Here is a 13,618-nt window from a genome sequence, read left to right as displayed (position 1 = left end):
GGACAAATGATGACATGGTCAGGCATGGGCTCCGGCGATGTGCGGAGGGGCGGCGGGGGGAGTGCGGCAGCAGGTGGGGGCGCGTAGGAGCGGGGCAGGCCAGAGGGTCTGCGATCACCTCGGCGGAACCGCCGACGGTCCGTTGTCCAGGTGCCCGGCCTCGGCTCGGCAGCCGACCGTACCGCGGCAACGGCATCTCGCCGTGGCCGACGCCTGACGGGGACTGACGAGGACTGATCCCGTCCGGTGACGGGACGCGCCGAAGAGCGGGAACACGGTCAACCTGCCCCGCGCAGCGGGATACTTGTGGCTTCCCAAGACAATGCGACCAGGGGAGCGGATCCGTGAACTCTGCCGTAGGGGCGGGCGGTTGGGGCGAGAGCGGCGGTCGGGGCGGGCGGCACGCGGTCGTTGTGGGCGGGAGTCTCGCGGGGCTGCTCGCGGCGCACGTCCTGGCCGGGCACGCCGACCGGGTGACCGTCGTCGAGCGCGACCGGTTCCCGGACGGCACCGGGGCACGGCCCGGCGTGCCGCAGGGCCGGCATCCGCATGTCCTGCTACAGGGCGGGCAGTCGGCCATGGAGTCGCTGCTGCCGGGCTTCCTGGAGGAGCTGCGGGAGGCGGGGGCGCCACGGGTCGGCCTGCCGTCGGACCTGGTGCTGTGGCAGAACGGCCGCTGGTTCCGCCGGGTGCCCCCGTCGACGCACATCTACACCGGTTCCCGTGCGCAGTTGGAGGGGCTGGTGCGGCGGCGCGTTCTCGCCGACCCGGCGATCGGCGTGGTCGAGGGCACCGACGTGGTCGGGCTGCTCGGTGACGCCTCGCGGGTGCGGGGCGTACGGCTGCGGGACCGTTCCGACGGTGCCGACGCGGAGCACCGGGAGCTGGAGGCCGATCTCGTCGTCGACGCCTCCGGCAGCGGCACCAAGGCCCCGCAGTGGCTCGCCGCGATCGGCGCCGAGACCGCGCACGAGGAGACCATCGACACCGGGCTCGCCTACGCCTCCCGCGTCTATCGCGGCAGGGACGGCGTCCTCGGCGGCGACACCCTCGGGTACTACGTCTACCCCAACCCCGAACAGGTCCACGGCGGCGGTGCGCTGCCGCTGGAGGACGGCAGTCATCTGGTCATCGTCTCGGGGCTGCGCGGCGACGAACCGCCCAAGGGCGACGACGAGTTCGAGACGTACACCAAGCGGCTGGGGCATCCGCTCCTGGACCGGTGGATCGAGGAAGCCGAACCGCTCTCATCGGCGTTCGGCTACCGGCGGACCGCCAACATCCGCCGCCGCTACGACCTGCCCGGCCGCCGCCCGGCCGGCTTCCTCGCCACCGGCGACGCCCTGTGCACCTTCAACCCGATCTACGGGCAGGGCATGGCCGTCGCCGCGATGAGCGCGGTCGCCCTGCGTGACGCGCTCGCCGACCGGCGCCGGACGCCCACCACGCGCCGCGTGCAGCAGGCGGTCCTCGCGGCGTCACGCCTGGCATGGGACATCTCCGCCGGGGCGGACCGCAAGATGCCGGGCGCCGTCGGCACCGCGGTCGAGGGCGCGCCCACGGACCGCGTCGCGGACTGGTACCTGCGCCGGGTCACGGAGCGGTCCCCCGGCGACCCCGTCGTGGGCCGCGCCTTCCGCGCCGTACTGACCCTCTCCGCGCCCGTCTCCGCCCTGTTCGCGCCACCCGTGGCCCGCGCGGTGCTGTTCGGTCCCCCCGGACCGACACCGACCCGGCCGCCGGAGGCACTGGAGGAGCCGGTGGAGCCGGGGCACTGAGCGGGAACGACCTGGGGCCCTGCCGTCGTACGGCAGGGCCCCGGCGCATCTTCTTCCGTTACGACGTGCAGACGTCCTTCAGCCTGTCGGCCGCCGCGTCGATCTTGCTGGAGTCCGGGCTCGTGTCGCCGTTGAGGATGGACTTGTTGTAGTCGTCGATCGCCTTGTCCAGGTCGTCGACCGCCTTGTCGACCTTGCTGTCGTCCGTGTCCTTGTTGATCTTGTCCAGGTTCTTGTCGATCGTGTCGATGGAGTCGTCGGTCTTCGACGGATCCTTCACCGCGTCCCAGCCGGCCTCGTGGATCGCCTTGATGCTGTCCGAGATCGAGTCGGCGTTGCTGACGCAGCCCAGGGAGTTGTCGAGGTCTTCGCAGCCGGTCAGCAGCCCGGCGGTCAGGGTGACGGCGGCGACGGCGGTGGCGACGGTGGCGATACGACGGCCGCGGCGGCGGTTCGAGGGCATGGCAGGGGTCCCTTCACTTCATTCGCTTGAGTGGTTGACGAGATGTGGTGCTCGGGCCGGTCAGGCCCAGGGCTGCTGCTCCACGGGGGCGGGTGCCGGCCGCTTCTTGCGGCTCGAGACGAGTCCGCCCGCCGCGCCCAGTGAGACCAGGCCCATGCCTGCGGCGGTCGCGATCCCCTTCACCCCGTCCATCGTGAAGTAGCAGAACGCGGCCACACCACCGTTGAACAGGAACAGGAACCAGAGGGTGGACGGCTTCGACAGGAACGCCTTGATCCTCGGCTTCTTGGCGATGCGCGAGCCGGCCAGCATCGAAACGGCGATGCCTGTGTAGGTGGCGACGTCCTTCTGGGTGCCGTCGAGGACGGTGCCGGAGGCGGTGCTCGCGGCGAGACCGGCCGCGAAGAACGACCACAGCAGCAGATTGGCGATGAACGACTTCACGGCGGCGAGCAGCGACTTCACGGACTTTCCTTCGGCAGGGACGGGAGGGAGCAGATGAGGGGCCGACGCGGTCCGTGGACCCCTTGTGTTCTCTGTCGACTACGATCCCGTCGCCCGCTCGCCGCCACGAGGGACCGCTCTCCCGAATGCATGGTGTAGCCCGCTACACCATCCGCTCCCACGCCCCTCCGCATCTCCTCACTCTTGACCGTTGCTTTGTACCGACCGATTGGTCTAACTTTCGTGAGGGGGGTCGCAACGGAGCTGCAATCAGGAGTCGTGCATGAGGAACGAGGGCGACGCCCCGGAGAAAAGCGCTGGTCAGGGTGCTGGCCAGGGGTCCGACCAGCTGCCCGGCAGGGTGCTCGTGGTCGGTGCTTCCGCGTCCGGGTTGTCCACGGTGGAGGCGTTGCGGCGCAAGGGTTTCGCGGGTGGGATCACGGTGCTGGGTGATGAGCCGCATGTTCCGTACGATCGTCCGCCGCTGTCCAAGCAGGTGCTGTCCGGTGCCTGGGAGCCCGAGCGTGCCGCGCTGCGTGCGCAGGAGCAACTGACGTCGCTGGACGCGGAGTTCCTCTACGGGGAGACCGCCGTCGCGCTGGACGTCAAGGCGCGGAGTGTGCGTACCGCCTCGGGGCGGGAAGCGGCCGCCGATGCCGTGGTCATCGCGACGGGTGTGCGGGCGCGGCGGTTGGCGGGTCAGGACGATCTGGCCGGTGTGCATGTGCTGCGGTCCCTCGATGACGCGTTGGCGTTGCGGGGTGATCTGGTGGCGGGCCGGCGGCTGGTGGTCGTGGGTGAGGGTGTGCTGGGGTCGGAGATCGCGGCGACGGCGCGGATGCTGGGTCTTGAGGTGACGTTGGCGGGTCCGTTGGCGGGGCCGATGGCGTTGCAGGTGGGTCCGGTGGTGTCGGGGGTGCTGGCGGGGCTGCATGCCGAGCGTGGGGTGAGCCTGCGGCTGGGTGAGGGTGTGGTCGGGCTGGCCGGTGCGGGTGGCCGGGTGTCGGGGGTGCGGCTGGCCTCGGGTGAGGTGCTGCCCGCGGATGTGGTCGTGGTGGCGATCGGGGGGATTCCGGCGACGGAGTGGCTGGCGGACAGCGGGCTGACGCTGGACAACGGTGTGGTGTGTGATGCGTACTGCCGGGCGGCCGAGGGTGTGTACGCGGTCGGTGATGTGGCGCGTTGGCATCACGAGGGCCTGGGCCGGTTGTTGCGGTTGGAGAACCGTACGAATGCCACGGAGCAGGGGATGGCGGTCGCCGGGGGGATCCTCGGCGAGGACCGGCCCTATGCACCGGTGCCGTATTTCTGGACGGATCAGTTCGACGCGAAGCTCCAGGTCCACGGTTTCCTGCCCGCTGACGCCGAAGTGGACGTCATCGAGGGCGAGTTGGCGGCGCGGCGGTTCGTGGCCCGGTATCGGGTCGGGGGCCGGGTGACGGGTGTCCTCGGCTGGAACATGCCCAAGCAGACCCGGCTGGCCCGCCAGGAAGTCGTCGACGGGCTCGAAGCGGCCCCGGCACCCAGCCACTGAACGATCACCCACTGAACGACCACCCACAGAACGACCATTCACCGAGTGACCAGGAGAGATGCCATGAAGGTTGTCGTCGACGAGGAGAAGTGCGTCGCCGCCGGGCAGTGTGTGTCCGCCGCCATGGACGTGTTCGACCAGCGTGACGAGGACGGCATCGTCGTCCTCCTGGACGAGAACCCGCCCGCCGAGCTGGCCGAGGACGTACGCAACGCCGCCGCGGTCTGCCCCGCGCTCGCCATCCGCATCGAGGAATGAGCGGCGGCGCTCGTCCTGCCGCCCCACCGTCCGCCCCCAGGGACCGCCGGACCTCCCCCACACCCACCCGCACCGCCCGAACCACCTGGAGGCAAGACCATGGCCGAGGCGCCCACCGAAGAGGTCGCCCCCGACGCGGGGGCCGCGGAGATCTTCGACTACCCGGGGGAGCGGGACGGCAAGTGTCCGTTCGCCCCGCCCGCCGGGCTGCTCGCACTCCACGACCAGGGGCCCGTGTCGCGTGCCCGGATCTGGGACGGCAGCACCCCGTGGCTCGTCACGGGGCACGCCGCCCAGCGCAAGATCCTCTCCGACCCCCGGGTCAGCTCGAACGACAAGCAGCCCGGGTTCCCGCACCCCACCCAGGCCCAGTCCGAGAACGCCCCGCACCACCCGCTGACCATCTTCAACGCGGACGGCGCCGACCACACCCGCATCCGCCGCACGATGACCAGCCCCTTCACCCGCAACCGGATGGAGAAGCTGCGCCCGGAGATCCAGCGGTTCACCGACGAACTCATCGACCGGATGCTCGCGGGTCCGAAGCCGGTCGACCTGAACACCGCGCTGTCGCTGCCGCTGCCCTCGCTGATGATCTGCGCGCTGCTCGGAGTGCCGTACGAGGACCACGAGTTCTTCCAGGAGCACGCGGCCGTCGCCAACAAGCGGGTCAAGACCGCCGAGGACGACCGGGTCGCCATGGAGGCGCTCGGCGGATATCTGACCGGACTGCTCCAGGCCCGGACGGACAACCCCTCCGACGACGTGCTGTCGGACTTCGCCGGCCGGGTCAAGGCCGGTGAACTCGAACTGTCCGAGGCGGTCATGCTCTGCATGATCCTGCTGATCGCCGGTCACGAGACCAGCGCGAACATGATCACGCTGGGTACGGCCCTGCTGCTGGAGAACCCCGAGCAGGCGGCGCGGCTGCGCGAGAGCGACGACCCCAAGTTCGTCGCGAACGCCGTCGAGGAGGTGCTGCGCTACCTCACGATCCCGCACCTCGGGCAGCGCCGGATCGCCGCCGAGGACATCGAGTTCGAGGGCGAGACCATCCGGGCCGGCGAGGGCATCGTCGTACCGCTGCCGGCCGGGAACTGGGACCCGGTGGCCTTCCCCGAGCCGGAGCGGCTCGACCTCGGCCGGGAGGCCAAGCACCACCACACCTTCAGCTGGGGCATCCACCAGTGCATCGGCCAGCAGCTCGCCCGCATCGAGCTCCAGGTCGTCTACGGGACGCTCTTCCGCCGTATCCCGACCCTGGCCCTCGGGGTGCCCCGCGACGAGCTGGAGTTCAAGGGCGACTCGCTCGCGTACGGCATCTACGAGCTGCCGGTGACCTGGTAGCGGCCGGGGCCGTGGCACGCAGTGGACCGGCCCCGCACGGGAACTCCGTGCGGGGCCGGTTCGTATGGCCGTCGTGGCGCTCAGACCAGGTACCGCCCGCCGTTGGTGCTGAGGGTCTGGCCGGTGACGTAACCGGCCTCCTCGGAGGCGAGATACGCGACCGCGTAGGCGACGTCCTCCGGCTGTCCCGCCCGCTTCATCGGCATCATGGCGGCGACCGCGTCGACGTCGACCGGGCCCTGGCGCACCAGCGGGGTGTCGATGAAGCCGGGCGGTACGTGGTTCACGGTGACGCCCGTGGCCGCGTACTCGATGGCCAGCGCCCTGGTGAGGCCGATGACGCCGCCCTTGGACGAGGCGTAGTGGGCCATCGCGGGCGCGCCCGTCTGCGCGGACGACGAGGAGATGTTGACGATCCGGCCCCAGCCCGCCGCCAGCATGTCAGGCACCAGCTCCTTGGTGACCAGGAACGGCCCCTTGAGGTTGATGCCGATCATCCGGTCCCACGACTCCTCGGTGATGCTCGTGAAGGGTTCGTAGGCCGTCGTCCCGGCGTTGTTGACGAGGATCGTGACCGGACCGAACGCCTCACGGGTCCGGGCCGCCGCCGCGGCCACATCGGCGGCGTCGGACGCGTCGCCGCCCACCGCGATCGCCGTACCGCCGTCCTTGACGATCCTGGCGGCGGTGTCCTCGGCGCTTTCCAGGTTCAGGTCCCAGACCGCGACCGCGGCGCCACGGGCCGCGAGCACGGTCGCGATGGCCTGTCCGATGCCGCGACCGCCGCCGGTGACGACCGCGGCCTTTCCTGCCAGTCCTGCCGGCGTCATGTGCGCTCCCTTGCGTGTGACGTGCGTACGGCGTGTGTATGGCGGCTCTGTCGCGCTTCCGGAGCCCCCGCCGTTGATCGGACTCCGTGCTTCCTTTACGCTCGGGTCAATGATAGACCGACCGGTCGAAACAATAAAAGGTTATGGGCCGGTCCCGTGCGGGCCTCGAACGACCCCTGTGAAGTTGGAGGACAGATGAGCGACTCAGTCAGCGTTGACGTCGATGTCGATGTGCTGGTCATCGGAGCCGGTGTCACCGGCATCTACCAGCTGTACCGGGCCCGGGAGGCCGGGTTCTCGGTGAAGCTGCTGGAGGCCGGCAGCGGGGTCGGTGGCACCTGGTACTGGAACCGCTATCCCGAGGCGCGCTTCGACTCCGAGAGCTACACCTACGGCTACCTCTTCTCCAAGGAACTGTGGGAGGAGTGGGAGTGGTCCGAGCGGTTCGCGGGCCAGCCCGAGATCGAGCGGTACTTCAACTACGTGGTCGACCGGTTCGACCTGCGGCGCGACATCTCCTTCGGGACGAAGGTCACCGCGGCCGTGTACGACGAGCCGACCGGTACCTGGGCCGTGCGGACCGCCGACGGCGGCGAGACCCGGGCGCGGTACGTCGTCGCGGCGACCGGCATCCTCTCCGTGCCGTTCATCCCGGGCATCGAGGGGCGCGCGGACTTCCGGGGCGCGCAGCACCACACCGGCCAGTGGCCGAAGGCGCCCGTGGACTTCGCAGGCAAGCGCGTGGCCCTCATCGGCACCGGGTCCAGCGGCGTGCAGATCGTCCCGGCGATCGCCGACCAGGTGGCCTCGCTGACGGTGTACCAGAAGGTCGCCGACTGGCTGACCCCGCTCAACAACGCGCCCATCGAGCCCGAGGAGCAGGCGCAGCTCAAGGCCGGTTTCGAGTCGATCCGCGACACGCTGAACACCTCGCCGAGCGGCTTCCTCCACCAGATCACGATGCGGTCGGGGCTGGAGGACAGCCCGGAGCAACGGCAGGCGTTCTACGAGGAGCGGTGGAACGGGCCCGGCTTCACCAAGCTGTCCGAGCACTACTACGACATGACCACCAACGAGGTCGTGAACAAGGAGTGGTGCGAGTTCATCGCGGCCAAGATCCGGAGCATCGTCGAGGATCCGGAGACCGCCGAGAAGCTGATCCCCAAGGACCACGCCTACGGTGGCCGGCGCCCGCCCTTCGGGACCGGCTACTACGAGGCGTACAACAAGCCCGACGTCTCGCTCGTCGACATCAACGTGACGCCGATCGTGCGGATCACCGAGTCCGGGATCGAGACCGCCGAGGGGCTGCACGAGGTCGACATCATCATCTGGGCGACCGGCTACGACTTCGGCACCGGCGCCCTCAACCGGCTGGGCGTGCGCGGGCGGGGAGGTCTGCCGCTGGAGGAGTACTGGGCGGACGGTCCGAGCACCTACCTCGGGGTCGTGACCGCCGGTTTCCCGAACTTCTTCTTCCCGGGCGGGCCGCACGGCGCCCTCGGCAACAACCCGCGGTACGCCGGTGACCAGGTGGACTTCGTCACCGACGCGCTCGTGCGCACGCGTGAGCACGGGCACGACGTCGTCGAGGTCGACCCCGCGGCCGAGCTGGAGTGGACGGAGATGATGAACGACAAGGCGTCGGTCTCCTCCTTCCTACAGAGCAGCTACTTCTACGGCGCCAACATCCCCGGCAAGCCGATCCGGCAGCTCCTCAACCCGACCGGGCGCTGGAAGCTCCAGGAGCTGATCGCGGACGTCGTCGAGAAGGACTACACGACGTTCACCTTCTCCAGGACCGGCTCCTAGGCCCGATCGGTCATTTCATTGACCGATCGGTACACGATACATAACATGCAGGTGGCAGGCCGTCGACGAGGACTGGCGCCAGGAAGAGGGATGACCATGACGACGAAGCGTTGGAAGCAGCGTCCGCCGGGCTCGACCTGGGGCGACTGGGGCGAGGACGACGAGCTGGGCCGGATCAACCTGGTCACCAAGGAGAAGGTGCTCCAGGGGGTGCGCGAGGTCGAGCACGGCATCGCCTTCAGCCTCAGCCTGCCGCTCGACTATCCCGGCGGCACCTCGCTGAACCAGCGTCGCTACCCGCCGATCCTGCGCCCCACCGAGGATCTCCAGCACAACCAGGACGTCTTCTACAACATCAAGGCCAGCGAGCACTTCTCGCCCGACCTCATCGACGTCTGGTCGGACGACGTGGTCACCCTCTGGCTCCAGTACTCCACCCAGTGGGACTCCCTCGCCCACCAGGGCGCCGAGTTCGACGCCGACGCCGACGGCGTGGCCGAACCCGTCTACTACAACGGCTACCGTCCCGACACCGACCTCGTCGGACCCAAGGACGACGCCAAGGGCGACGGCAGCGGCAGCCTCAGCCACGCCCGCCACCTCGGCATGGAGCACATGGCCGAGCACGGCGTCCAGGGGCGCGGTGTCCTCATCGACATCGCCCACCACCTCGGCACCGGCTACCAGGCCGTCAACTACCGCCAGCTGCGCGAGATCATGGACGCCGACAACGTCGTCGTGGAGCCCGGCGACATGCTCCTGCTGCACACCGGGTTCGCCACCCAGGTGCTCGCCTGGGAGAAGAACCCCGACCCCGTCGCCATCCACCAGACCGCCGCCTATCTCGACGCCGACGACCCCGAACTGCTGGAGTGGATCGCCGAGTCGCAGATCTCCGCGCTGGTAGCCGACAACTACGCGGTCGAGGGGGTCGGCGTCACCCAGGCCCAGGGTCCGCACACCCTCCTGCCGATCCACCACCTCTGCCTGTTCAAACTCGGCGTCCCCCTCGGCGAGATGTGGAACCTCGGCCCCCTCGCGGCCTGGCTGCGCGAGCACAACCGCAGCCGCTTCCTCCTCACCGCGCCCCCGCTCAACCTGCCGGGCACGCAGGGCAGCCCCCTGACGCCGGTCGCCACGGTCTGACGACCCCGGAGTCGTTCGGTGCGGGTCGGGAATCCTGCCCCCGACCCGCACCGAACTGCCGTTTCTCCGCGCCCCTCCCCACAAGGGGGCGCATACCGATCGTGTATCGTCACGCGGTGCTACAGGCAATTCCGGGACGCCGGTTCTGGCACCCCGTGACGGCGTACCGGGCTTCGAAGGACTGGTGAAATGCCCCCCACTCGGAGGGAGCGCGGCAAGACCGAGCGCTACTACCGCATGCGTGAGAACGTGGTGGACATCGCCGTCGAGCTGTTCTCGAAGAACGGGTACACCGGTACGGGCGTCGCCGACATCGGCGAGGCGGCCGGACTGGCCCGGGGCGCCCTGTACTACTACATCGGCTCGAAGGAAGCGCTCCTCGCCGAGATCCACGACCGCGTCATGGATCCGCTGCTGAAGGAAGCCACCGCGATCGTCGAACTCGACCTGAGCTTCCAGACCAGGCTGCGACTGCTGTCGGAATCCCTGCTCTGGCAGATCGTCAACAGGCAGGAACACGTCTGGGTGTTCCTCCACGAGTACCGCCAACTCCAGGGCGAGTACCGCGAGTTGTTCCGCGACAAGCGACACCGTTTCGAGTCGTGCATCCGCGACATACTCGCCGACGGAAACAGCCGGGGACTGCTCCAGGGGCGCCCGCAGGAGGACTTGGAGCTGGCGACGCTCGCCTTCCTGAACCTGCACAACTACACGTACCAGTGGCTGGCCGGCCGCCGGGACATGCAGGTCGAGGAACTCTCCGCCTTCTACTGCGACATCTTCTTCAACGGCATCCTCACCGAGCCCGCCGATCGGGCGGGCGCCGAGGGCGAGCTGGCGGAGGGCAGGGTCGTCCTCCAGGGGTTGCGGGGCATCAAGCCCGAGGTCAAGGCCAAGCCCGTCAAGACCAAGGCGTAGCCCGCACTGTTTCTGTTCTTCTCTCCGGGGCGTAGATTACGCTCAAGAATGTACCGACCGGTCGACACTTTATTGGAGGACGGAATGCCGATATCCGCCGGGAACGCCGAGGTCGCCGGGCGACGTGTCGTGATCACCGGGGCCGGACGGGGCCTGGGGCGTGTTCTCGCGCAGGCCTTCGACGCCGCCGGGGCGCAGCTGGGGCTCGTGGCGCGGTCCGAGGACGCGCTCAAGGAGGTCGCCGGGACGCTCCAGGGCGATCCCCTCATCTGCGCCGGGGACGTGCGCGAGGAGGCCTTCAACGAGTCCGTCGCCGAGGGCATGGTCGAGCGGTACGGCGGTGTGGACGCCTGGATCTGCAACGCCGGGGTCTCGCCCGGGGTCGCCGCGGTGACCGAAACCAGCGCCGAGGCCTGGCGGGAGGTCATCGACGTCAACCTGACCGGGACGTTCCTCGGGGCCCGGGCGGGCGCCGCGGTGATGGGCGCCGGAGGGCGGATCATCGTCACCGGTTCCGTGCTTGGCGACCGGCCCAAGGGCGGCCTCGCCGCGTACTCGGCGTCCAAGAGCGGTGTCCAGTCCCTGGTGGGGGCGCTGGCACAGGAGTTGGGACCGCGCGGGATCACCGTCAACACGGTGGCCCTCGGCTGGTTCGACACCGGGCTCGGCGCGCACTGGCGGCGCAGCGCGGAACGCGACAGCGGCATCGTCGACCACACGGCACTCGGCCGCTGGGGCACCCCCGACGACCTCCCCGGCATCTATCTCTTCCTGGCCTCCGAGTCCTCGGCCTATGTGACCGGTACGACGATCACGGTCGACGGCGGCTACTCGCTGCTGTGACCGGCCGTTGCCGACGGAGTGGGCCTGTTGGCGTCACGTGACGCCAACAGGCCCTACCCGGCAATCAGTTGGTGCTGAACACCCGTACGTCCCAGGCACCGAGCTCCAGTTCGCTGCCCGCCGGGATCGGACCGCCGCCGTTCAGTACGTCCGTCAGGTCGGCCGGTGCCGTGACGCGCACCGGCTCCCAGCCCCAGTTGTGGACGATGTGCACGCGCCGCCCGTCCTGCGCCGTGCCGGTGGTCGCCGTCACCGACTCCGGAAGGTCGCCCCAGGCGCTGCGGGCGGCCGGGGTCAGCCAGGTGGCCAGCTCCCGGGCGAGATCGCGGCCCGGGACCGTGCCGACGTACGTCACCTGCCCCGAGCCGTGCCGACGCGTGGTGACCGCCGGCCAGCGGCCGAAGTGCGGGTGCTCGTACGTCACCAGCGGCTCGGCGTCGGTCACGGTGAGACCGTCGGCCCAGTGCGACGCCGTTGCGCCGTCCGGGAGTTGGAGCGGGCCGCCGGGCACGCCACGCACCGGGATCCCGTCGGTCAGGTTGCTGAACTCGTCGTAGGTGACGCCCGCTGCCTCCACCAGGCGCCCCGGGGCGGGTTCGTGGCGGGCCCGTGCCTCGTGGTCGGCGTACGCCGTGCGCGGGCCGAGGACCAGGTGGCCGCCCGCGTGGGCGTACGCGGCGAGCCAGTCGAGGGTCGTGTCGTCGACGACGTACAGCGCCGGGACGACCAGGACCGGGTGCCGGACCACCGCCTCCTCCGGGCTCAGGCCCTCCCGTTCGCCGCTCGGGTCGTGGAGCTGGCGGGCGTGGACGATCCTGACCTGGCGGCCGGCGTCGAAGACGCCCCGGTAGAAGGGGTCGAAGATCCGGTGGTAGGCGGTGTCGTCGGGGCCGCCGTCTCCGGTCGCGAGCGGTGGGTACTTCTGCATCAGCCACTTGCTGGGCGTCGAGTAGACCAGCGTGATGTCGGCGTCCGGTTCGAGACCGGCGACCAGCGGGCCCCCCGCGTCCAACTCGGCGCCCAGTCGGGCCAGTTCGGCATAGGTACGACCGGGTCGGCCGCTGTGCGGCAGGACACCGCCCCAGTACGTCTCGGCGCCGAAGTGCAGGGTGTGCCAGTGCCAGTACTCGATCATCCTGGCCCCGCGCCCGACCAGCGCCCAGGCGGCCTGGCGCCACTGGCCGTCGTAGGCGGGGCGGTTGTCCCACGCGAAGCCGATGGAGGAGGCGTTGGTCTCGGTGACCAGGAACGGGGCCTGCTTGGAGGAGAACATCCAGTCGGCGGTCTGGTACAGGGCCCAGACGCCCGTCGTCTTCCAGCGCTGCGCGTGCGCGTCCGGTGTCCGGTCGGGGAGCGCGAGGGCGTCCTGCATGTCGTAGTACGGGTTGCCCGACGCGATGTCGAGCCGGTCGGTCAGCTCGTCGTCCTGGACCGCCGGGCGAGTGTACGAGATGCAGGTGGTGACGAACTGGTCCGGGTTCGCGTACTCCCGGACGATGTCCGCCTGCCAGCCGATGAACTCGGTGACCTGGCGGGCCTGGAACTCCCGCCAGGCGACGTCGTACTGGGGCTGGACGTTGCCGTCGGGCGTCCACAGGTCGGCCCACGTGGACAGGCGGTGCGACCAGTAGACGAGCCCCCATTCGCGGTTCAGGGTCTCGACGTCCCCGTACTTCGCCCGGAGATGGTCGACGAAGCGCTCGAACACGCCCCGGTTGTGCAGGAGTTCGTTGCCGGGTTCGTTGTCGACCTGGAAGCCGATGACCGCCGGGTGGCCGGCGTACCGGGCGACGATCTTCCGGATCACCCGCTCGGCGTGGAACCGGAACGCGGGGTGCGTGAAGTCCACCTCCTGCCGGGCGCCCCAGCCGATCCGCTGCCCGGTCGCCCGCTCACCGGTGATCTCCGGGTACTGGCGGGCCAGCCACGGCGGCACGGCGTACGTCGGAGTCCCGAGGACCACGGAGATACCGCGCTCATGGGCGCCGTCGAGCACCGGCTCCAGCCAGTCGAGGTCGAAGCGACCGTTCTCCGGCTCCCAGGTCGACCAGACCGACTCGCCGACCCGGATCACGGTGAACCGGGCGTCGGCCATCAGGTCGAGGTCGGCCTTGAGCTGTTCGCCGGGATGGTACTCGGGGCCATGGGTGGGCTGGTACTCGTGGTAGTACGCGGCGCCGAAGAGGACGCGGGCGGGCAGGACCGCCATGAAGTCAACCTCCAGGGGAGAAAGGGGAGTTGGGTA

General features: G+C 69.9%; 12 protein-coding genes. 8 read left to right on the top strand and 4 right to left on the bottom strand.

Going from position 1 to position 13,618, the window contains the following annotated elements:
* Positions 1-413: 413 nt before the first annotated feature.
* Positions 414-1,778 (top strand): FAD-dependent oxidoreductase, encoded by a 1,365-nt coding sequence (locus OG787_RS09765; protein ID WP_369029566.1) that lies wholly within the window; start codon positions 414-416, stop codon positions 1,776-1,778.
* Between the two features lie 58 nt (positions 1,779-1,836).
* On the opposite strand, the gene OG787_RS09760 is transcribed toward OG787_RS09765, so the two are convergent.
* Together OG787_RS09760 and OG787_RS09755 are read right to left on the bottom strand one after the other, a co-directional pair.
* Positions 1,837-2,241 (bottom strand): hypothetical protein, encoded by a 405-nt coding sequence (locus tag OG787_RS09760; protein ID WP_369029549.1) that lies wholly within the window; start codon positions 2,239-2,241, stop codon positions 1,837-1,839.
* Positions 2,242-2,301: 60 nt separating this feature from the next.
* Positions 2,302-2,706: a hypothetical protein gene (locus OG787_RS09755; protein ID WP_369029550.1), complete on the bottom strand. Its 405-nt coding sequence runs from the start codon at positions 2,704-2,706 to the stop codon at positions 2,302-2,304.
* 262 nt (positions 2,707-2,968) lie between these two features.
* Between OG787_RS09755 and OG787_RS09750 the strand changes: the two genes are divergently transcribed.
* The 3 genes from OG787_RS09750 to OG787_RS09740 all read left to right on the top strand — a co-directional run bounded on the left by OG787_RS09750 (position 2,969) and on the right by OG787_RS09740 (position 5,824).
* Positions 2,969-4,219, top strand: coding sequence for an NAD(P)/FAD-dependent oxidoreductase (locus OG787_RS09750; protein ID WP_405534929.1), 1,251 nt, complete (start codon positions 2,969-2,971; stop codon positions 4,217-4,219).
* Between the two features lie 63 nt (positions 4,220-4,282).
* Positions 4,283-4,477: a ferredoxin gene (locus tag OG787_RS09745; protein ID WP_369034636.1), complete on the top strand. Its 195-nt coding sequence runs from the start codon at positions 4,283-4,285 to the stop codon at positions 4,475-4,477.
* A gap of 99 nt (positions 4,478-4,576) precedes the next feature.
* On the top strand, positions 4,577-5,824 hold the full coding sequence (locus tag OG787_RS09740; protein WP_405534928.1) for a cytochrome P450: 1,248 nt from the start codon (positions 4,577-4,579) through the stop codon (positions 5,822-5,824).
* Between the two features lie 80 nt (positions 5,825-5,904).
* On the opposite strand, the gene OG787_RS09735 is transcribed toward OG787_RS09740, so the two are convergent.
* Positions 5,905-6,654 (bottom strand): SDR family NAD(P)-dependent oxidoreductase, encoded by a 750-nt coding sequence (locus tag OG787_RS09735; protein WP_405534927.1) that lies wholly within the window; start codon positions 6,652-6,654, stop codon positions 5,905-5,907.
* Between the two features lie 195 nt (positions 6,655-6,849).
* Here OG787_RS09735 and OG787_RS09730 point away from each other — a divergent pair, with 195 nt between their 5' ends.
* The 4 genes from OG787_RS09730 (at position 6,850) to OG787_RS09715 (ending at position 11,373) form a co-directional block, all read left to right on the top strand.
* Positions 6,850-8,466 carry a flavin-containing monooxygenase gene (locus OG787_RS09730; protein WP_405534926.1) on the top strand — a complete coding sequence of 539 codons (1,617 nt, stop codon included), beginning with the start codon at positions 6,850-6,852 and terminating at the stop codon, positions 8,464-8,466.
* A 96-nt stretch (positions 8,467-8,562) separates the two neighbouring features.
* Complete coding sequence (locus OG787_RS09725) at positions 8,563-9,612, top strand: cyclase family protein (RefSeq protein WP_369034640.1); 1,050 nt, start codon at positions 8,563-8,565, stop codon at positions 9,610-9,612.
* 189 nt (positions 9,613-9,801) lie between these two features.
* Complete coding sequence (locus OG787_RS09720) at positions 9,802-10,530, top strand: TetR/AcrR family transcriptional regulator (protein ID WP_369034641.1); 729 nt, start codon at positions 9,802-9,804, stop codon at positions 10,528-10,530.
* An 84-nt stretch (positions 10,531-10,614) separates the two neighbouring features.
* Positions 10,615-11,373: an SDR family NAD(P)-dependent oxidoreductase gene (locus OG787_RS09715; RefSeq protein ID WP_369034642.1), complete on the top strand. Its 759-nt coding sequence runs from the start codon at positions 10,615-10,617 to the stop codon at positions 11,371-11,373.
* A 64-nt stretch (positions 11,374-11,437) separates the two neighbouring features.
* On the opposite strand, the gene OG787_RS09710 is transcribed toward OG787_RS09715, so the two are convergent.
* Positions 11,438-13,582, bottom strand: coding sequence for a beta-galactosidase (locus OG787_RS09710; RefSeq protein WP_405534925.1), 2,145 nt, complete (start codon positions 13,580-13,582; stop codon positions 11,438-11,440).
* Positions 13,583-13,618: the final 36 nt, after the last annotated feature.

Origin of the sequence: Streptomyces sp. NBC_00075 (assembly GCF_045041225.1) — a bacterium.
GTDB lineage: Bacteria > Actinomycetota > Actinomycetes > Streptomycetales > Streptomycetaceae > Streptomyces > Streptomyces adonidis.
Note: the sequence above shows the minus strand (reverse complement) of the source record. Positions and strands in the feature narration are given on the sequence as shown.

Coding starts and splice junctions, on each gene's coding strand:
- OG787_RS09760 (WP_369029549.1), bottom strand. CDS start 2,241: ATGCCCTCGAACCGCCGCCGCGGCCGTCGTATCGCCACCGTCGCCACC.
- OG787_RS09750 (WP_405534929.1), top strand. CDS start 2,969: ATGAGGAACGAGGGCGACGCCCCGGAGAAAAGCGCTGGTCAGGGTGCT.
- OG787_RS09745 (WP_369034636.1), top strand. CDS start 4,283: ATGAAGGTTGTCGTCGACGAGGAGAAGTGCGTCGCCGCCGGGCAGTGT.
- OG787_RS09740 (WP_405534928.1), top strand. CDS start 4,577: ATGGCCGAGGCGCCCACCGAAGAGGTCGCCCCCGACGCGGGGGCCGCG.
- OG787_RS09735 (WP_405534927.1), bottom strand. CDS start 6,654: ATGACGCCGGCAGGACTGGCAGGAAAGGCCGCGGTCGTCACCGGCGGC.
- OG787_RS09730 (WP_405534926.1), top strand. CDS start 6,850: ATGAGCGACTCAGTCAGCGTTGACGTCGATGTCGATGTGCTGGTCATC.
- OG787_RS09725 (WP_369034640.1), top strand. CDS start 8,563: ATGACGACGAAGCGTTGGAAGCAGCGTCCGCCGGGCTCGACCTGGGGC.
- OG787_RS09720 (WP_369034641.1), top strand. CDS start 9,802: ATGCCCCCCACTCGGAGGGAGCGCGGCAAGACCGAGCGCTACTACCGC.
- OG787_RS09715 (WP_369034642.1), top strand. CDS start 10,615: ATGCCGATATCCGCCGGGAACGCCGAGGTCGCCGGGCGACGTGTCGTG.
- OG787_RS09710 (WP_405534925.1), bottom strand. CDS start 13,582: ATGGCGGTCCTGCCCGCCCGCGTCCTCTTCGGCGCCGCGTACTACCAC.